At 63.1% G+C, this 17,224-nt stretch carries 18 protein-coding genes; 7 read left to right on the forward strand and 11 right to left on the reverse strand.

Features of this window, described 5'->3' with window-relative positions:
• The 3 genes from VEA80_RS05455 to VEA80_RS05465 form a co-directional block, all read right to left on the reverse strand.
• Positions 1-299 (reverse strand): PAS domain-containing protein (locus VEA80_RS05455; protein ID WP_325059688.1); only part of this gene is annotated, 299 nt, incomplete at its 3' end.
• Positions 300-397: 98 nt separating this feature from the next.
• Positions 398-763 (reverse strand): response regulator, encoded by a 366-nt coding sequence (locus VEA80_RS05460; RefSeq protein ID WP_325059689.1) that lies wholly within the window; start codon positions 761-763, stop codon positions 398-400.
• Positions 760-2,937 (reverse strand): PAS domain S-box protein, encoded by a 2,178-nt coding sequence (locus VEA80_RS05465; RefSeq protein WP_325059690.1) that lies wholly within the window; start codon positions 2,935-2,937, stop codon positions 760-762. Before VEA80_RS05465 ends, VEA80_RS05460 begins: the two co-directional genes overlap by 4 nt.
• Positions 2,938-3,160: 223 nt before the next feature.
• Here VEA80_RS05465 and VEA80_RS05470 point away from each other — a divergent pair, with 223 nt between their 5' ends.
• The 5 genes from VEA80_RS05470 (at position 3,161) to VEA80_RS05490 (ending at position 6,687) form a co-directional block, all read left to right on the forward strand.
• Entirely contained in the window at positions 3,161-3,790 is a 630-nt protein-coding gene (locus VEA80_RS05470) for an RNA polymerase sigma factor (protein ID WP_325059691.1), read from the forward strand.
• A gap of 137 nt (positions 3,791-3,927) precedes the next feature.
• The gene (locus tag VEA80_RS05475) at positions 3,928-4,365 is read left to right on the forward strand and encodes a cupin domain-containing protein (RefSeq protein WP_325059692.1); all 438 of its coding nucleotides are present in this window, start codon (positions 3,928-3,930) and stop codon (positions 4,363-4,365) included.
• Positions 4,366-4,442: 77 nt separating this feature from the next.
• Positions 4,443-5,018 (forward strand): cupin domain-containing protein, encoded by a 576-nt coding sequence (locus tag VEA80_RS05480; RefSeq protein ID WP_325059693.1) that lies wholly within the window; start codon positions 4,443-4,445, stop codon positions 5,016-5,018.
• Positions 5,015-5,644: an MEDS domain-containing protein gene (locus tag VEA80_RS05485; protein ID WP_325059694.1), complete on the forward strand. Its 630-nt coding sequence runs from the start codon at positions 5,015-5,017 to the stop codon at positions 5,642-5,644. The genes VEA80_RS05480 and VEA80_RS05485 overlap by 4 nt, the downstream gene beginning before the upstream one ends.
• Positions 5,641-6,687, forward strand: coding sequence for a sensor histidine kinase (locus VEA80_RS05490; protein WP_325059695.1), 1,047 nt, complete (start codon positions 5,641-5,643; stop codon positions 6,685-6,687). Before VEA80_RS05485 ends, VEA80_RS05490 begins: the two co-directional genes overlap by 4 nt.
• Before the next feature lie 51 nt (positions 6,688-6,738).
• Here VEA80_RS05490 and VEA80_RS05495 read toward each other — a convergent pair whose 3' ends face one another.
• The 4 genes from VEA80_RS05495 to VEA80_RS05510 all read right to left on the reverse strand — a co-directional run bounded on the left by VEA80_RS05495 (position 6,739) and on the right by VEA80_RS05510 (position 9,962).
• Entirely contained in the window at positions 6,739-7,179 is a 441-nt protein-coding gene (locus tag VEA80_RS05495) for a hypothetical protein (RefSeq protein ID WP_325059696.1), read from the reverse strand.
• Between the two features lie 4 nt (positions 7,180-7,183).
• Positions 7,184-7,675, reverse strand: a complete 492-nt coding sequence (locus VEA80_RS05500; RefSeq protein WP_325059697.1) for a response regulator — start codon at positions 7,673-7,675, stop codon at positions 7,184-7,186.
• Between the two features lie 143 nt (positions 7,676-7,818).
• The gene (locus tag VEA80_RS05505) at positions 7,819-9,159 is read right to left on the reverse strand and encodes a sensor histidine kinase (RefSeq protein ID WP_325059698.1); all 1,341 of its coding nucleotides are present in this window, start codon (positions 9,157-9,159) and stop codon (positions 7,819-7,821) included.
• 365 nt (positions 9,160-9,524) lie between these two features.
• Positions 9,525-9,962 (reverse strand): MarR family winged helix-turn-helix transcriptional regulator, encoded by a 438-nt coding sequence (locus tag VEA80_RS05510; protein WP_414731494.1) that lies wholly within the window; start codon positions 9,960-9,962, stop codon positions 9,525-9,527.
• Between the two features lie 63 nt (positions 9,963-10,025).
• Between VEA80_RS05510 and VEA80_RS05515 the strand changes: the two genes are divergently transcribed.
• Positions 10,026-10,667 (forward strand): hemerythrin domain-containing protein, encoded by a 642-nt coding sequence (locus tag VEA80_RS05515; protein ID WP_325059700.1) that lies wholly within the window; start codon positions 10,026-10,028, stop codon positions 10,665-10,667.
• A 511-nt stretch (positions 10,668-11,178) separates the two neighbouring features.
• Here VEA80_RS05515 and VEA80_RS05520 read toward each other — a convergent pair.
• The 3 genes from VEA80_RS05520 to VEA80_RS05530 form a co-directional block, all read right to left on the reverse strand.
• Entirely contained in the window at positions 11,179-11,400 is a 222-nt protein-coding gene (locus tag VEA80_RS05520; protein WP_349257215.1) for a helix-turn-helix transcriptional regulator, read from the reverse strand.
• Positions 11,400-11,789, reverse strand: coding sequence for a hypothetical protein (locus VEA80_RS05525; RefSeq protein ID WP_325059701.1), 390 nt, complete (start codon positions 11,787-11,789; stop codon positions 11,400-11,402). Before VEA80_RS05525 ends, VEA80_RS05520 begins: the two co-directional genes overlap by 1 nt.
• Positions 11,790-12,066: 277 nt before the next feature.
• Positions 12,067-13,776, reverse strand: a complete 1,710-nt coding sequence (locus VEA80_RS05530; protein WP_325059702.1) for a serine hydrolase domain-containing protein — start codon at positions 13,774-13,776, stop codon at positions 12,067-12,069.
• Positions 13,777-13,877: 101 nt separating this feature from the next.
• Between VEA80_RS05530 and VEA80_RS05535 the strand changes: the two genes are divergently transcribed.
• Positions 13,878-14,807: a LysR family transcriptional regulator gene (locus VEA80_RS05535; RefSeq protein WP_325059703.1), complete on the forward strand. Its 930-nt coding sequence runs from the start codon at positions 13,878-13,880 to the stop codon at positions 14,805-14,807.
• Between the two features lie 274 nt (positions 14,808-15,081).
• Here the strand turns inward: VEA80_RS05535 and VEA80_RS05540 are convergent, their stop codons facing one another.
• On the reverse strand, positions 15,082-17,052 hold the full coding sequence (locus VEA80_RS05540) for a TonB-dependent receptor domain-containing protein (RefSeq protein ID WP_325059704.1): 1,971 nt from the start codon (positions 17,050-17,052) through the stop codon (positions 15,082-15,084).
• Positions 17,053-17,224: the final 172 nt, after the last annotated feature.

Raw genomic sequence — 17,224 nt, forward strand, 5'->3', positions numbered from 1 at the left:
CCATCCTTGCGGCGGTTGAACCACTCGCCGCGCCACTGCCCCTTTTCTCGCAACGCCGCCATTACCGCGGCGACGATGCGGGCGTTGGCCTCCGGCGAGTAGGCGTTTTGAACCGAGACGTGCTGACCGAGGAGTTCGTCTCGTTCGTAACCGAAGAGACGTTGTTCGGCGGCGTTCACATAGACGATGATGCCTTCGGGCGTCGACAAACTGGCGCCGTCCTCGACCATGTCGAGGGCCGCCAAGAGCGGATCGCCGCTCCCCCAATGATCGGCCGATATAACGCCCGCCAGGGACATCCCACGCACCCGTGCCCAACCTCACCTAACGCCGGGGACGCTCCGCGAGTTCCGGACCGCAGGAACTAGCGTGAGCGGAGTCGTAGACGCCACGCGCCCTAGCCCGCGTCCAACGCTGTTCTGATTTTCTGTTCAAGTTCCTCGATCATGAACGGCTTCGTCAGTGTAGGTCGATTGCGGAAAGCCTCCGGCAGCCCGGCGACGCCATAGCCCGTGCTGAACACAAAGGGGATTCCGCGCCGTTCTAGAATTTCCGCTGCGGGAAACACCTGTTGACCGGCCAAGTTGACGTCCAACAAAGCAAAATCGCACGCCGCCTCCGCGGCGCAACGGCATGCGGCGACGAGGTTCGCAGCCGAAGCGACGATCTCGCAGCCGAGATCCAGCAGCATGTCTTCGAGGAGAAGCGCGACAGCGGCTTCGTCCTCGACGAGGAGCGCCTTTAGTCCTGCGAGCCGCCTCATCCCTCACGCAGGCTCGTCATCGGGATGCGTATGCGGCAGACAAGGCCGCTTGGTTCAAAAGCGAGTTCGAGCTTGCCTCCCAAATCGCCCTCGATAGAGCGACGCATGAGGCGCGTGCCGAAACCCGTTCGCACTGGCGTGATCGCCGGCGGGCCGCCGCGTTCCTGCCAGTCCAATCTAAGAGCCGGTCCGTCTGCATCTTCGACAATGTCCCACTCGATGATGAGTTCGCCGCTCTCCGTTGAAAGGGCGCCGTATTTCATAGCGTTGGTCGCGAGTTCATTCACGGCCATGGTGAGCCCGAGCGCCGCGCGGGGACGAACGGCCAATGCCTCGCCTATGATGTGCGCACGATCCAGCGGCGCAAATGGGGTCAAGATTTCATGCACTAGCAGATCGAGCGGAGCGTTCTGCCAGTGACGTCTGCTGAGCAAGTCGTGCGCCCGCGCGAGACCAACTAGCCGCGCTTCAAAGCTGCGGGCGAAGTCCTCGACGCTCGCGCTGTGCCGCGCGGTCTGAGCCGCCAGGGACTGCACGGTCGCGAGCGTATTTTTCACGCGATGGTTGAGCTCGTCGATCAAAGTCTTCTGGCGTTGCTCTGCTTCTTTGCGATCGGTGATGTCCACCAGCATGTTGATGGCGCCGATGAGACGGCCCTGGGCGTCGTGCAGCGGCGTCGGGAACGGAATGAACGGCACGCGTGAACCGTCGGGCCGCTCGGCGACGGCTTCGGCGCCGCGCACGGCCCTGTTTTCCTTGAGTGCGATCGCCATCGGGCAGTCTTCGTGCGCCAAGGGCGTTCCATCGGCATGATAAAGCCGCCAGGTCACGCACCACTGATCGCCCTCTTTTGGCGTGCGGCCGGACATTTCGATGGATGCCTTGTTGTAGAAGGTAATGCGCCCCTGGGCGTCCGTTTGATAGACGGCGGCCGGCAGCGCCTCGAGAATATCACGCAGATGCCGTTCACTAGCGCGAAGCTGATCCTCCATCCGCTTGGCTTGACTGACGTCCTGAAGCACGCGCACGCCGTGGCGGAATTTGCCGGTCGCGTCGCGCACTGATGAACTGTGGACATCGAGATAGATGATTGCCCCGCTTGCGGTGCGCGCGCGCTTGCGGATGACGTAGCTATCGATCTCGCCCTTGATCTGACGGGCGTATTGCTCGGCGTCCGCGGCGCGATCGTCCTCGTGCGTGTAGTCGAAGAAGCTCATCTCGAGCAGCTCTTCCCTCGCGCGCCCCAGCATGGCGCAAATTGCATCGTTCACGCGCAGCAAACGCCCCTTTTCATCCGCTTCGGTAATACCGATGGTCGCCGCCTCATAGGTTGCGGCGAGGCGGCTTTCGCTCTCCCAACGGGCGGTCTCTGCGACGTGAAGCTCGGTGACATCGGTCGTGAAACAGCGCGTACTTGCAAAACGCCCACTTTCGAAGCGGCTGTTGGACGTGATGAGGACATGCCGAATCGTGCCGTCCTTGGCCCGCAGGCGCGCTGGATACCGGTCGAGCTTCTCGCCGCATGACAGACGCTGAAGAATCTCCCCGATCGAGCGGGCGTCAGCGTGAAACTCGGCGATGTGGCGACCGACATAATCCTCAGCGGTATAGCCAAGCAGGTCCAGTTCGGCCTTGTTGGCCCGGAGGATGATGCCTTCGCTGCTGACGATATGAAGCCCGATCGCGCTGTTCTCGAAGAAATCCTCAAGCTCTTCGTGCTTGCGCCGGGCCTCTTCCTGGGCCGCTTTCTGGGCGGTGATATCCTGGAAGCAGTTTATCGCGCCTTGGACCGCCCCGTTCTGATCGCGCAGCGGACGCACATTCACGAGCGCCCAGCGGCGCGAGCCGTCGGGCCGTTCGACCATGGCTTCGGCGTTGCGCGTGGTCACGCCTTTTAAAACCGCGAGCGCCATCGGGCAGTCATCGTGCGCGATGCGGCTTCCATCGGCAGCGATGATCTGGTGCGATCCGCAATATCTTTCCGTTTTAGCGCCGACGTCGGGCGCCCTGCCCCAGATCTCCGCGGCCTCCGAGTTGTAGCAGAGAAGCCAGCCGTGGGCGTCGCAGAGATAAACCCCGCCCGGCATGGCTTCGAGCATTTCTGGGCCGGCGGCGAGAAGGGCCTCCAACTCCGTGAGCGGACCGGCTCCGGGAAAGGGCTCGATATTGGCCAAGGTAAAACCCCCGAATTACACTACCGCCTAAACGTAACGTAACGCCTCCGGGGGGCGGCGGTTCCCTAAAGAGGCCGCTCCGCCGCGGGGCGGCTCCCCCGGCCGGGGGAACTTTTCCACCCGCTTTTGGCGTTTTGGTTCGCCTGCGGAGCCGTCAGGGTTAGTTGAGGCAATCGGGGGATGATCGTGCTAGTTTGGCCACCTGTGCAGCGGTGTCTCGACCATGGCGGGGAATAGCCCCCAGCCGCCGACGGCGACGCTCGGCGACGTCCTTTACGCTAAATCCAAGCCGCCCGTGCTGGAGCACGAATGGGCGGGCCTGGTGAGCGCCGTCGCCGCGGGCGATCAGCTCGCGCTCCACGCCCTCTACGCGCGAGCGCATCGGCCCGTCTTCACCTATGTGTTTCGCATCACGGCTAATCGGGAAACGGCCGAAGAACTCACGATCGACGTCTTCCACGATGTATGGCGGCGCGCATCTGCGTATGACGCCGCAAACGGTACGGTGCTCGGCTGGATTATGAACCAGGCGCGCTCGCGTGCGCTCGACCGGCTGCGCTTCGACAATCGACAGAAGCGCACGCCCGGCCATGAGACGGAGCCGGAGGGCGAACCTCAGGCCGATCCCCAGAATGTTCTCGAGACGCGCCAAGAGGGTGAGCGGCTGCGAACAGCATTGGCGCGACTCTCGCCGAGTGAGCGCCAAGCTATTGAAGCAACGTTCTTTGGCGGACTTACGCATGCGGAAGCTGCGGCGCGCCTCAATGAGCCGCTTGGCACGATCAAGACGCGCATTCGTTCGGCCTTGCTCAAACTGCGGCACGCACTCGCCGCGGAAGCTGAAACGCCATGACGACTTACGAAACAAACCCGTGTCCGCAAAGCGAAGCTACCTGCGCCTACGCATTGCAAGCGCTCCCTCGTGCGGAGGCTGCGGCCGCCGAAACCCACATCGCCGTCTGCGCCTCTTGCCAGCGCGAGCTGCAAAGCATGCTTCCCGTTATCGAGCGCCTTGTTAGCTGGCCCGCCGATGTGCTGCGACCGCCAAGCGCGCTTCAGGCGCGCCTCAGTGAGCGCATCGCGCATGAAACCGGCGGATCCCTCCCCACCGTCCCGGCGCCAGATTGGTCAGAGCCGGACTGGGAAAACGTGGCGCCCGGCATCGAATGCAAGCTTCTGGCGACGGATGAGGACCGCCAGCGCGTCAGCATGCTCGTGCGCCTCGCGCCTGGGGCAAGTTATCCGTCGCACACCCATTCCGGTGTTGAGGAGCTCTTCCTGCTCGACGGCGAACTCTGGATCGACGAACGCAAGCTTTACCCGGGCGACTACAATTACGGCCAGCCGGGCGCGGGCGATGACCTCGTCTGGAGCGAGAACGGGTGCACCTGCGTCCTCGTCACCAGCACAAGGGATATCCTGCGCTGAAGCAGTCGACGGCCGTTGAACGGGGGTCAGACTGCGAATGCTCCAATCCAATGCGGCGCATTCGTCGTTTTGTGTGTATGGGCGCCACCTCAAACCCCTGTCCGCAGAGCGAGTCGACCTGCGCCTATGCGCTCGGCGCCTTGGCGCAGACTGATTTGGAGGCTGCCGAAGCTCACATTGCTTCATGCGCGGACTGCCAGCGCGAGCTGGAAAGCATTGAGCGGCTGGTCAATCATTTCATCGCCTGGCCGACTGATGTGCTGGCGCCGCCCGCCTCGCTGCAGCAGCGCCTGGCGCTTCGCATAGCCGAAGAGACAGACAACGCTCCCATCGCGTCTTACCGGATCGAGTGGTCCGAGCCAGTCTGGGAAGCGGTGGCCCCCGGTATCGAATGTAAGCTGCTCGCCACGGACGAGAACCGCCAGCGCGTCAGCATGCTGGTGCGGCTGGCCCCAGGCGCGAGTTACCCGCCCCATACCCACGCCGGCGTTGAGGAGCTCTTCCTGCTCGACGGCGAACTCTGGATCGATGAACGCAAGCTCTATCCGGGCGACTATAATTACGGGCCGCCTGGAGCGGGCGATGATCTCGTCTGGAGCGAGACCGGCTGCACCTGCGTCCTCGTCACCAGCACAAAGGACGTGCTGCGATGACGCGATCAGACGCTCACTTCACGGAATCGGGCCTTGATGGCCTCGAACTCGTGCCTTGGGGGACGCACGCGTGCCACTTCTATAACGGCCGCGATGAGCTCTTGGCGTCGCTTGTCCCCTACATCATGGCCGGACTGCGCGCTCGCGAGCGCTGCATTTGGATTGCCGCGCGCCCGCTGCCCGCGCGTGAAGCGATGCAGGCATTGCGGACCGCCTGGCATAGCGCCGACGATGCGATTCAGACGGGCGCGCTGCGGATACTCGACTTCGATCGCTGGTACACGAGTTCACTAATTGGCGCGGATCTCGCTGATCTGTGGCTCGCGGAAGAAGAACGCGCCTTGGCCGATGGATATGCCGGTTTGCGGATCAGCGGCAATCTGAGCTTCATGACGCCGGACGGCTGGCCGGCGTTCAGGGATTACGAGCGCAGCGTTACAGACCGTTTCGCCGGCCGGCGCATCGTCGCGCTTTGCAGCTACGTCCTCAAGGACTGCGGCGATCAGCAGATGCAGGATGTGCTTGAAGCGCACAATTGCGCCCTCGAACGGCGCGACGCGCACTGGCAGGTCCTGCCGCCGGCTCAATTCCATAAACCTCGACAAGAGAGCGAAAGAGATCGATGACCCTTGCTCATGACGATGCGGGTGAGAGCCCCTCCGGCTTTCGAGCGCTCGCCGCACTCGACCAGGCGGCCTTGGATGCGCTGCCGCAGGCGGTCTATCTCTGCGCCGGCGACGGGCGCCTCGTCCGCTTCAACCGTCGCGCGGCGCACTTATGGGGCCGCACGCCATCGCTCGGTGATCCGGGCGAGCGTTTCTGCGGCAGTTTTCGCCTCTACGGCATGGACGGCGCTTTATTGCCGCACGATCAATGTCCGATGGCGGCAGCGCTGCATACAGGCCAATCGTTTCTGAGTCAGGAAGTCGTCCTCGAACAGCCCAGCGGGGAGAGACTGACGGTGCTCGTCAATATCGCCCCGTTCAAGGATGGGAGTGGGCGCGTCAGCGGCGCGGTCAACTGCTTCGAGGACATCAGCGCACGAAAGCAGGCCGAGGCGCGCCAGAGCCTGCTCATTGAAGAGCTAAACCACCGGATCAAGAACATTTTGGCGACCGTCCACTCGATCGCCGCGAGCACTGCCCGCAATGCAGCTTCGGTCGCGGACTTTACAAGGGCCTTCGAGCCACGGCTTGTCGCCTTGAGCCGCGCGCATACCTTCTTCGCCGCCGGTCACAAGAGCGCGCCGTTGCGCGATCTTCTGGCGCAACAATTGGAGCCGTTCGGCGGCGCCGAGAGCAGATTTCGCTTCGAGGGGCCCGACATCGACTTGAGCCCGCACGTGGCGCTGGCTTTAAGTTTGGCGTTCCATGAACTCGCGACCAACGCCGCCAAATACGGAGCACTCGCGAACCAGAGAGGACGCATTGAAGTGATGTGGTCGCTGGGCGGCGATCTGGATCGCGCGCTCGAACTCGATTGGAAGGAAATGGATGGCCCGCCTTTGGAGCCGCCGAAAAGGAGAGGGTTCGGCACGCGCCTCATAGAGCGCACCATCGCCGCGCAATTGGACGGGCGCGTGGATATGCGCTTTGCCAGCACTGGCTTGCACGTTCGCGCGTGGATACCCCTCACCCAAACGTCTGATGACGGGCCAGCCACAGTGTGAGCGAGCCGCCTGCTCGCAATGGAATTCGATGAGGACATATACGCCGCGCGCTTAATCGCCGGCCGCGCCCAAGTGTTGAATGAGGCGTGCGCTTTCATCGACGATCGCCTTCAATGTCGGATCGCCTTCCGTGACCGCGAAAGATTGATCGACGGCGCGGACCAGCGGCACGGTGACCTGAGCGGCCGCCATTTCTCCTCTGTCCGCGCAATGGGTCAGATAGGAAGCTAAAAGGTGCGCGAGCCGTCCCGCGCTCGGCCGATTGGCGCATGCGGCAAGTTGCCGGATTTCGTTGGCCGCGATGAAGAGGTCGTCGCCTCGCGTTTCGTCGCCGCTGGCTGAAACGAGCCGTCGGCGCGCATCGGCGAGCGCGTGCTCCAACTCGGGAATGAGCGCCTGGCGTTCTTGCTCTGCTGCCGCGATTAACGCGCCCCTGTCGAGACTTGATGCGGGCCCGCCGATCTTGCGTTGCAGCTCATTGAACACGGCCATCGCCTCACCTACCGAAGGAACGCGATCTGCGGCAGCGGCCGGCGAAGGTTTGCGGCCGCCGGCGCCTGTCGGGCCCGACATAAACCGTGGCGCTGACGAAGGGGCGCGGCTTGTCAATCACGCAGACGATTCTGTCGAAGAGCGCACCGGATGAGATCGGCTTGACCAGGAGTTCAGAAACTCCCGCATCGCGCGCCGCGAAGACGCGTTGCCTGTCGGTGAAGGCGCTCATCCAGATCACAGGAATGTCTTGGCGCCGGGCGCGCGGATCGCGGCGGATCTTTTGCACCAGATCGGCCGCGCCCCGCTCGAATGTGCCGGCATCTAGAAGAACGAGGTCAATGGCTGACGCCTGCAGAACGGACCAGGCCTTTTGGCACGTGTCGGCTTGCTGCACCTGGCGGAAGCCGAAACCGCGCAGGAGCGAGGCCACGAGCTTGCGCATTTGCGGGTGGTCGTCGACCACAAGCACCGAAAGCCCTTCAAGACCGCGCATGCTCGCCCCAGAGCGGCTGACCTAGCACATGGCCAGTTTCATCGACGTTAATCCAAAGCAGCCGCGGCGCGTTAGCGAGCGATGCCGGGGGCCATGTGGCCGGGCCGCGCGAGCGTGCTCGCGGCCCCTCTTTCGCCATCGCGCTAAGCTACCTGCGAGAATGCGCGTGGTTCGTCTTCTATCGCCATCTCCGGAGCGGCCACGCGCAAGCTGAAGGTCGAACCCTTGCCGAGCGTGCTCACAAACGTCACGTCGCCGCCGAGCAAACGCGCCAACCGGCGCGTCAAAGCAAGTCCAAGACCTGTGCCCGTGTGACGCAAGCGGTTGTCGTCATGGAGCTGCGTAAACGGCTCGAACAGGCGCTCGACTGCCGATTCTGAAATACCGACGCCTGTGTCGGCAACATCTACCCGCAGACTGCGGGCCTCACCTTGCCCTTCTAGCCGCGCCGTTATGACCACACGCCCGTTGTGTGTGAACTTGCAGGCGTTGGAGGCGAGGTTAATCAGGCACTGGCGCAGCTTGATCCCGTCCGTGTTGATCGGCCGCAGAGAGGGATCGAGGACGAGATCCAGCGAAGTCCCGTTTTCGGTGGCGATGACGCGCACATAATCGAGCGCCTCGCGCAGGAGCAGTGCAGGATCGGTTTCTTCGAGCCGCGCCTCCATTCGCCCGGCCTCGATCTTCGAGAGATCGAGCACGTCATTGATGAGGTGCAGCAGATGCACCCCGGAACTGCGAATGCGCGTCAAATCGGCCGCATCCTTGGCCCGCTGTTCGGCCTCGGCGTCCTCTTTCAGCATCTCGGCATAGCCGATAATCGCATTGAGTGGCGTGCGCAGCTCGTGGCTCATGCTGGCGAGGAATTGCGATTTGGCCCGGCTCGCCTCCAGCGCCGCGGCGCTCTCGGCCTTCGACGCGGCGACGCTGTTGACGAGCTTTTCCTTGTCGGCGCGCGCCGTCATGACGTTGGCGAAGAGGTGTAACGAAAGCGCCGCGACAATAAGCGGCGCATAGCTTGGTCCGGAGACGAAGAAGGGCGTGATCAGCACGCCCGCCAGCGCCGGCCAGATCGTGGCGAAGAAGAAGAGCCGGTTCGAACCAAAATAAACTAGCGCGTGCACAAGCGTGGCGGCAAACCAAAGTGCGGCGCGGAAGACGGCGAGCTCGTCGCCCACGACCCAGGTCCAGATCCAGCCCGAGGCGTAGGCCGAGCAACCGATGCTGATGAGGCCGGCAAGTATCCAGGCAGAGCGTCTTGGCGCGGTTTCGACGCAAGGCTCGCCCACATGTTTGTAGAGGGGCTCAAGCACCAGCACCTGCAAGCCGATCACAAGCACGATCCAGGCCAGCGCCGCCGCCCAGCCAAGCCAGATGATCGAGACGACACCGCTCACGACGGCCGGGACGAAGCGCGCCATCCGGCTGCCGACGACATGCTCGTTAGCTCGCCGCAGCGCTGCTGCGTCGTCGGCGCCCTGCATGAGCCAGTCTTCCAGCCGCCGGGCGCGTTCTCGTATGGCTGACCACATCATCGGAAGCCGAATACCGGCGAAACATTGCAGATTTGCTCAACGGCGGAGGAGCTTACCGGAAGATTAACAGGCGGCCGGCTCGTGCGCGCGATCTCATGTCCGCTTTCTGAAGGAGCAGAACGGTTCGCTCGTGTCTGCAATATGCCCCGAAGCAGGCGCGGGCGTGGGTCAGGGATCGAAGCCCGAAAGGCCGAGAGGCGGAACGGGGCTCGGTGCGAAGCACGAGAGCCGGCCCGCGCGAGCGAGCGACGTCCAAATCGCTCTCCGCTTGCAAGGCCGTTCGCGGCCGCAAACCTTATGAAGGTCTCCCTGGCTCACGCGTCCTGTAAGGTGCGAAGAATGCGCTCGAGTGCGTCTCGAGTGACATTGATTCTCTCCGCACCAAGCATACGCACCATTCTTTGATTGTGCCGCCGCGTCGCGGCGGTGAGCCTTGCCAGCACATCCTCACCGCGTTTGGTGAGGCGCAGCAGCGGCGAGCGCTGGTGGCGCGGATTGGCGAGGAATTCCAGCACGCCTTCCTCGGCGAGCTCGTCAGCAAGCCGCTGCACGCTCTGGCGCGTCACGCCAAGCTCGCGCGCCGCGTCCGGAACTGGCTGCGTCTTTTGCGATACGACCCAGATCAGCTGCCACCTGGCCTGGGTCTGGCCGACCTCAGCGGCGATCGCGTCGCCGGTGCGGCGCATTTCGCCAGCCGTCTTGAACACTCTGGCGACCAGAACTGCATAAGGGTCGAACGCTGTGTTGCTCATGCGGCTCACCTTGACAGCATTCTGTCCTTTTGACAACAATGCACCATTATATCGGAGGTCCTGATGAGCCGCGTCGATCTCTATCGCAACGTGCACAAGGGCCAACGCGCCCGCCTGTTCAGCTTGGCTGTCGAGCTTGGCCGGGTCGATGGCGAGGACGCAACGGTCCTCGCCGATCTCACGGAACGCTTGCGGACAACGCTGGACGAACTGCGCCGCCATGGCGAACACGAGGAGAGCTATATTCATCCTCTGCTGCAGGAGCGGGCGCCGGAAATCGCCGCCGAACTCGAGCGCGAGCACCGTTCCGTCGAGGCAGACATGGCCGAGTTCGAGGACATGCTCGGCGCAACGACTTCGGACGGCGGCCTCAGCCTCTATCGCGCCTGGTGCCGGATCGTAGCGAGCTATCTCCAACACCTAGACAAAGAAGAACAATTCGCGATGCCTAGCCTCTGGCGAACCTGCTCGGATGAGGAAATCTTGGCCGTGATTGGCGCGTTCTCGTCCTCCCTGAGCGCGTCCGAACGGCTGAACGACCTTCTGAGCCAGGCCCCCACGCTCGCCCCGCAAGAGCTTGCGCTCTACGTCAAGGCGCTGGGCCGCAGCCAGGAGTTTTCCGAAGAGAAAGTGTTCGACCGCTTGGCGGGGGTGCTCACGGCGCATACGCTCGATCGGCTGCGGAAGGATCTGACGCGGTATTGACCGCGGGTTCTGGCGAGGACGGCGGAGCATCGTCTGGAGAATCATAAGACGCTACCGACGAACGTTCGTCTGATTATTCCCGACGCCTTGGACGGACGTTCCGTAGTCGACCTCTCTCGATGGATATGGAGGTTTCATACGCTCGCTCTTCATCGCGCCTCTTGCCGCTCTCGCGCACGCCGCCCGCGGCGAAGCTGACTTCAGATAGGCCGGCCGTAACGCGGCTTGGGCCGCGGTGGAGTCCCGAATTTGTTGCTTGGGGCAAGGCCGGCGAAGCCACGCACCTGTTGGGAGCACGCGATAGCGGTCCGACAACCGTTCAGCGATTGGGCGCCGCGCATCGCGTGCGCAGGCGAAACCGGGCATGAAGACGACATCGCCCCCTCGCCGAACACTTCCGCGGCGATGTACTCGCTCATCGCCAGGGGCGCAGCGAACGAGCGCGCGTGCGCCGTGGGGAGCATTGCCCCGCCAGGCGCGATACATTGCCGGCGGCTTGGCCTAGACGCGCTCATTTCGGTTTCTCCGATTTTCTCAATCTGTGGGGGTTAGTGAAGACCTCCTCCACCTTTCGCCCAAACACCGCAGCGATGCGGAAGGCGAGATCGAGCGAGGGATCGTGTCTTTCGGCTTCGATCGCGATGATGGCCTGGCGCGACACGCCCACGCGCTCGCCGAGATCGGCTTGGGTCCATCCGAACTCCGCGCGCAAACTGCGCAAGCGATTCTGCATCAGACGGAGCTGCGCACGAAGGGCGTGACGACGCCGTAGACCGCCCAAAACAAGGGATAGACTAGCCAGCCGGGCGCATGCGGCGCCCCTGCATAGCTCTCGGCAAGCCCCCACGTCGAGAAGACCGCGAACGCTACGCCGGCCGCGATGATGAAACGCCGCGCCATGATCGCGCGCAGGTATTCATCGCTGTCGCGCATCGCTGCCAGGGTTGCCCAGATTTGCACCGCAATAGGTAAGGCGACAAGCCCGGCAAAGCCGAAGCGCGCCGCGGGCGACAAGCTATCGAGAGCGCCAAGCATCGCCGCGGCGTTCAAGATGGCGTAGCCGCCGAACGATAGCAGCGTGACGGCGACATAGCGTCGAAGCGGGGGTGTCAGACTGCTCATGCGAGGCAACTCCTGCAATGTCAGGAGATCCTTACATGCCCCAGACGCATATGTAAAGCGCGCCTTACATGGTTGTGTTTGTCAATCGGCATGGCGAGACCTAGTCCGCTAGCTTAAGCGCACTACTCTGCACCCGTTTTCGCAAACGGCGACCGCGCTTGCCCAAAGCAGGCTGCGGCCAGCCCGCTCATCCCCTATTCGGATCTTTGGCGCGAAGGAGTCTCTAAGCGGACCTTCAGCGGCAAAAGCGCCGGCAGTGTGAGACAGCTCGCTTTTGCTAGTTCGAACGGTGAGCCTGCACCGAGCCCAGAAGAGCAACGGACTCGCTGAAGCGGACGAACGCGGAGCCACGGATGAACGGCTGGAAGTTGGCGAACTCCCGGGCGCCGATTGCACGAAAGGCGGGCAATATCGGCGCGGCGCTTTCGTAGACGGCGCCCGCCTCCCCTTCATTCCAATGGATCCGCCACAGGAGATCGCGTCCGTCCTTTCGAACCCGGACAAAGGTCACGACCGAGCCAGACCCACTATCCCGGATCGGTTCCAGCGCGGTTGATCCCAGCACTTCGAACGCGTCGAACGGTGTCAGTTCTGTCGAAATGGGCTCGGTGCTCGGTCGATAGCGCTCCAGAGCTGCACGTCGTCCGACTGCCAGCTCGGAAAAAATCTCCTGCGTATGCGCAGTGGCCGCAGCGAGTATTGTAGGCGCGCGGGCGCCGACACCGGAAGGCAGCAGCGCATCGAAGGCGGCCTGGCCGTGGGGGATGATCTCGAGGAATGGCGCGTTTGCGCGAACTTCGATCCAATTGGCGACATCGACGCGATAGGTTCCAACAAATGGCTCCAAATCTTGGATCTCGATGACCGGCGGCGGCAAACTCACATCGCCGCCACCGAAGATTAGTCGCTCCAACACCGAGGGCCCGCCGGCGGAATTGAACGCCTCCCGGAGCGGCGCTCCTTCAATCGCCTGGTTTGTTTGGAAGATGGTGACGACGCCATCAGTAGGATAGCGATTGAGCCAAGCGCTGAAGCCGACCTCCTCTTGGCCGCTGTGCCAAATGTTGAGATGATCTTGACCTTCAATGACGACATGTCGCGTCCACCAGCCGCGACCGTAAGAAAGTCCCGCGAATACGTCTTTCAGCGGTTCATCTAGGCGAGCGCGCCATTGCTCAGGAACGATGCGCCCTTCGCGCAGGGCTTGCACCCAACGGAAGAGGTCCCCTGGCGAGGTAACGACACCACCACCACCTAGACCAAATCCCCAAGTGTCGACGCGTGGATATTCAACATGCGTGCCGCCGATCGACATTGGCCGCTGGTCAATCGACCAACGCGTATCGCCGCGAAACCCGGTATTCTCCAGTCCCGCCCGCTCAAACAATTCGGTGCGAAGATAGTCCTTGAACTCCCGGCCTGATGCGCGCTCGACGACCAGCGCCAAAAGGCTGTAACAGAAATTGCAATAGCTCCATTCCTCACCGGGCGCGCTCGCCAGCGTTTGCGAAAACAGGTAGCGCTTGAGTTCGGCGGAGGTCGCGAAACCCTCCGGGAAGTCGTAATTGTCTCGAAGACCGGACGTGTGACTTAGTAAATGGTCGATGGTGATTGCGCCGAAGCCGGCAGGCGCTTCAGGAAAAAAGTCGGTCAGGGGTTGAGAGAGTTGAAGCCGGCCTTCGGAAGCGAGCTTGACAATGGCGGTCGCCGTGAACTGCTTTCCAATCGACGCCGCATTGAAGACGGTCGCGGTGGTTAGGCCAGGCCCATAGGCTCTTTGCAGCACAATGGCGTCGCCTTGCGCCACCAACAACGAAAACTGGTAGCCGTAGTCGGCGTAGCGGCTTGCTACCGCATCAATCGAGCGGCCAAGCTCCCCCGCAACCACGGGCCGGTCTTCAGCAAGCCTCGCGCGGCCGCTCGAACCAGCGCTCGTGCAACCGGCAACTAGCACTATCGCAAGTGCGAACAAGATGCGCGCCGACACTCGTCCTCCATCGGTCGAAATTGCGGTGACACCGCCGCATCATCCGCGTGAACGTCGCGACTATGGCGGCGCGCCGGCAAGCGTCCAACGGATAATCGCGAATGAACTCATCTCGTTTTCGTATGATCGAAATCCGGCACATCGCCGTCTTTGTGGCGCTGGCGGAGGAACGGCATTTCGGGCTCGCAGCGCGACGTCTGGGTGTGAGCCAGCCCAGGGTCAGCGTCTTACTGCGCCGCATCGAAGACCTATTGGGGACGCAGCTCGTTGAGCGGCGCCCGGAGGTTAGACTGACCCCCGATGGTGAAGCGATCCTACCCTACTTTCAGTCAGCGCTGACACGCGTCGACAGCGGCGTGCGGCTCATTGAGGATCGCAGTAACGGCATCGATGGAGCGTTGCTGCTCGGTTTTCCGACCTGGATCCTTGCAACGGACATTCCCGAACAGATCGTTCGTTTTCGCGAGCGCTTCGCCAATGTGCGGGTCGACCTCTTTGACATCGGCAGCAGAGAGCAGATCGATAAAGTTCGGAGCGGGGAGCTGAGCCTCGGCTTCGTTAGATCAAAGCCGATCGCCGACAAGGATGTTGTGCTAGAGGTCCTATACGAAGAACCATGGCGACTGGCCGTACCGCGAGACCACGCTTTAGCCCATTGTGCGGAGTTATCGTTAGCCGACCTTTCGATGAACAAGTTGGTGTGCTTTCCAGAACACCTCGACCCGGATCTTCACCGCGATATCCGCACCATAGCCGAAGCTGCAGGCAATAGATTGAACGTTGTTCAAGAAGCCCGCGAGTGGCTGGCCATTGTGGGATTGGTGCGCGCCGGCGCAGGATCGGCGCTGGTTCCCGCTTCGATTGAACGGCTTTGCAACACCGGTCTAAGTTATCTCACGATTTCAGATCTGGCGTTGCAGAGCGTGGTGTGCTTGTGCGCCTCGACAAATCCCGATCCCGTGACGCGGTCTTTCAAGCGCTTCTTGCAAGAAGACCGCCGCTGCGCCTCGCGACAGGGGCTCGCCTCCTGACGGCGGGTTGCGTCGCAGCGTTCGCCGCGTGGGGACGATCGTGCGCATCTAGACGGAGGCATGTGCGGTCGACGCGACCACGGGCGAGAGCGCGACATTCCAGTAGCGGTCGTCGACCTATATGCGTCCGAAAGCCGACGTGCGCGGCGCGGCTTCTCGCCAAGGGCGTACGCGGCAGTGGACACACAGAGGCCAGCGCCGCTCGCGCACAAGTCGCGCTACGCGGGGCCGGTCACCGGTCTCAACGCTCCGACTTCGCAAGCCGACGAGCGGTTCAGAAATCCGCTGTCACCGACAAGGACACGCGCCTTGGGCTGCTCATGGTAAAAGCGCCGTTCGAACCAACGTCCCACTCGCGATTGTCAGTGACGTTCTGCACCAGCAGCCGCGCTACCGCACGCGCATCGCCGATCCCAAACCTCCAGCGCGCGCCGAGATCGAGCGTGGTCCGGCCCGGCTGCGTGAATTGCGCGTCACCGAGCGAAGGCTGCGGCGCGCTGCTCGCCGCGCGATCCCCGGTACTGAGTACCGCCAAGTCCACCGACAGATCGCGATTCCACGGCAGCGCGTAATCGAGGTTCAAGCGCAGCTGCCGTTCGGTCTGGCCGACAGGACGCGGCCCGATCAGCCCGAGGTCGACAAGCTCGCCGCTGACCTCGCCGTCCAGCAGCACCGCGCCCGCGATCAGGGTCAGCCCTTCCATCGGGCGGCCCGCGAGCGAGAGCTCCACGCCTCGGTGACTCACCTCGCCAAGTTCGCGATAGACCTGCGCTGGATCAAGATTGAAGTAAGGCTTGGCGACCTCGAACACGCCAGCCACGAGCGTCATGTCTGGCGTCACGCGATAGCGTATGCCTGCATCGCGCTGGCTGGTGCGCAGCGCCGGCGGCGCTTCGTTGCGGTTGACGGCGTTCTCCGGCGCCACCGGACTCTCCTCAAGCCCGACTGTGTAGCCGGCATATGCCGAGAGGCGGCTGGTGATCGGCACGGCGAGCGCGGCGTCATAGAGCCATGGCTCGTCAGTGGAGACGATAACAGGTGCGCTCGGCGCGATGACTGTCTTCTCATAGTTTGCGCGCTGCACGCCGAGCCGCACCTCGCCGACGCCGGTCCAGACGCCCTGATAGGCGACGCCAAGTGTCGTCTGGCGCACCTCGTCTTGGCTTTGCGGACCGAACGCGATCACCGGCTCAGGTAAATCGGGCACGTCCTCATAAAGATTGGAGGGCCCTAGCGGCACGCTCACGCCTCCGCCGTAGGTGCGATCGGCGGCGCGGCCGCGCACCGAGAGATGCAGCGCATGCCGGCGCGGCCCCTCGTCTCCGCTCCACGTGGCGCGCAGTTCGCCTGACGTGGAGCCGAAGCTTTGCTCCTGACTGGCGGCGACAAACATGTCGAGCGAACCGTCGGCTTGCGTGTTTCGCAACAGCGCGGTGCGCTGGCGTTCGGTTTCGTTCTCGACCCGGAAGAGCCCCGCCCGCAGCGTCCATGAGTCGGAGAGTTCGAAGTTCGCGATCGTCCCATAGAGCGGCCGGAACGACCTGCTCCAAACCCAATCGGGACTGAGATTGCGCGCCGGTGACTCGGGCGGCGCACTTGCGCCGTCGGTAAATACGAGCGGCGTCGACCGCAGGCTCGGAAGATCGAACACTGCAAAGAAAGGCTGGATCACGAGCCGCTCGCTCGCTTGCCAGTGCAAGACGCCGCCAGCCGCATAGATTTCGTCGGCCGCGCCCGGCGTCGGCTCGTCGCGGCGATAGGCGACTCCGCCGGCGAAGCTCAGGTCCCCATCCCGAAATGGCTGCTGCATGTCCACACTGAGAGCATGGCCGCCGAAGGGTCCGACGCTGCCATTGACGCTCACCACGCTCTCGTCGCCAACCGACCGTAGGGCGTAATCGGAGAGCCCTGTCGGAGCTGGAAACGGATAGCCTTGCGCGGTAATGCCGACACGCAAAGTGGAGCCCGAAACCAGTCGACCGGAAAAGCCGATCGGGTTGTCGATATAGAGCCCTTCAAGGCGGATATTGCCGGCGGCTACCGGGCTGAAGCCGCGCGCATCGACGTCGCTATAGAGACCAATGCGCTCATTGCCGACGCTGGCGCCGAACGCGTCCTCGGCCGACCGCACCGCATTTTCATCCACGCGCTGGGCGTGCGCGGCGCCGGACGAGAGGCATAGCAGCGCCGCAGCGGCGGCGCTCGAGTTGAAACCGCGACGGCGGCGAACATTGAACTGAAACAAGGCGAATCCCCTGATGACGAAGATGTCGCCTCACCAAATGAGAGAATGGCGCCGCGCGCGCGCCGGGTTTCGAAAACGGCTAGGCCCATTTCACATTCGGCGAGCCGCCTTTTCTGTATCCGCGTTTGCGCTCCTCCCCACGCGCGCAGCTCATGCTGTGACGGCGGCGCAA

Origin of the sequence: Vitreimonas sp. (genome assembly GCF_035627415.1) — a bacterium.
In the GTDB taxonomy this organism is placed as follows: Bacteria; Pseudomonadota; Alphaproteobacteria; order Caulobacterales; family Aquidulcibacteraceae; genus Vitreimonas.

What these genes read in the sequence shown, in the direction of transcription:
- VEA80_RS05500 (WP_325059697.1), bottom strand. Translation starts at nt 7,675, where the DNA reads ATGCGCGGTCTTGAAGGGCTTTCGGTGCTTGTGGTCGACGACCACCCG.
- VEA80_RS05460 (WP_325059689.1), bottom strand. Translation starts at nt 763, where the DNA reads ATGAGGCGGCTCGCAGGACTAAAGGCGCTCCTCGTCGAGGACGAAGCC.
- VEA80_RS05535 (WP_325059703.1), top strand. Translation starts at nt 13,878, where the DNA reads ATGAACTCATCTCGTTTTCGTATGATCGAAATCCGGCACATCGCCGTC.
- VEA80_RS05520 (WP_349257215.1), bottom strand. Translation starts at nt 11,400, where the DNA reads ATGCAGAATCGCTTGCGCAGTTTGCGCGCGGAGTTCGGATGGACCCAA.
- VEA80_RS05470 (WP_325059691.1), top strand. Translation starts at nt 3,161, where the DNA reads ATGGCGGGGAATAGCCCCCAGCCGCCGACGGCGACGCTCGGCGACGTC.
- VEA80_RS05510 (WP_414731494.1), bottom strand. Translation starts at nt 9,962, where the DNA reads ATGAGCAACACAGCGTTCGACCCTTATGCAGTTCTGGTCGCCAGAGTG.
- VEA80_RS05485 (WP_325059694.1), top strand. Translation starts at nt 5,015, where the DNA reads ATGACGCGATCAGACGCTCACTTCACGGAATCGGGCCTTGATGGCCTC.
- VEA80_RS05490 (WP_325059695.1), top strand. Translation starts at nt 5,641, where the DNA reads ATGACCCTTGCTCATGACGATGCGGGTGAGAGCCCCTCCGGCTTTCGA.
- VEA80_RS05525 (WP_325059701.1), bottom strand. Translation starts at nt 11,789, where the DNA reads ATGAGCAGTCTGACACCCCCGCTTCGACGCTATGTCGCCGTCACGCTG.
- VEA80_RS05505 (WP_325059698.1), bottom strand. Translation starts at nt 9,159, where the DNA reads ATGCAGGGCGCCGACGACGCAGCAGCGCTGCGGCGAGCTAACGAGCAT.
- VEA80_RS05495 (WP_325059696.1), bottom strand. Translation starts at nt 7,179, where the DNA reads ATGGCCGTGTTCAATGAGCTGCAACGCAAGATCGGCGGGCCCGCATCA.
- VEA80_RS05515 (WP_325059700.1), top strand. Translation starts at nt 10,026, where the DNA reads ATGAGCCGCGTCGATCTCTATCGCAACGTGCACAAGGGCCAACGCGCC.
- VEA80_RS05475 (WP_325059692.1), top strand. Translation starts at nt 3,928, where the DNA reads ATGCTTCCCGTTATCGAGCGCCTTGTTAGCTGGCCCGCCGATGTGCTG.
- VEA80_RS05480 (WP_325059693.1), top strand. Translation starts at nt 4,443, where the DNA reads ATGGGCGCCACCTCAAACCCCTGTCCGCAGAGCGAGTCGACCTGCGCC.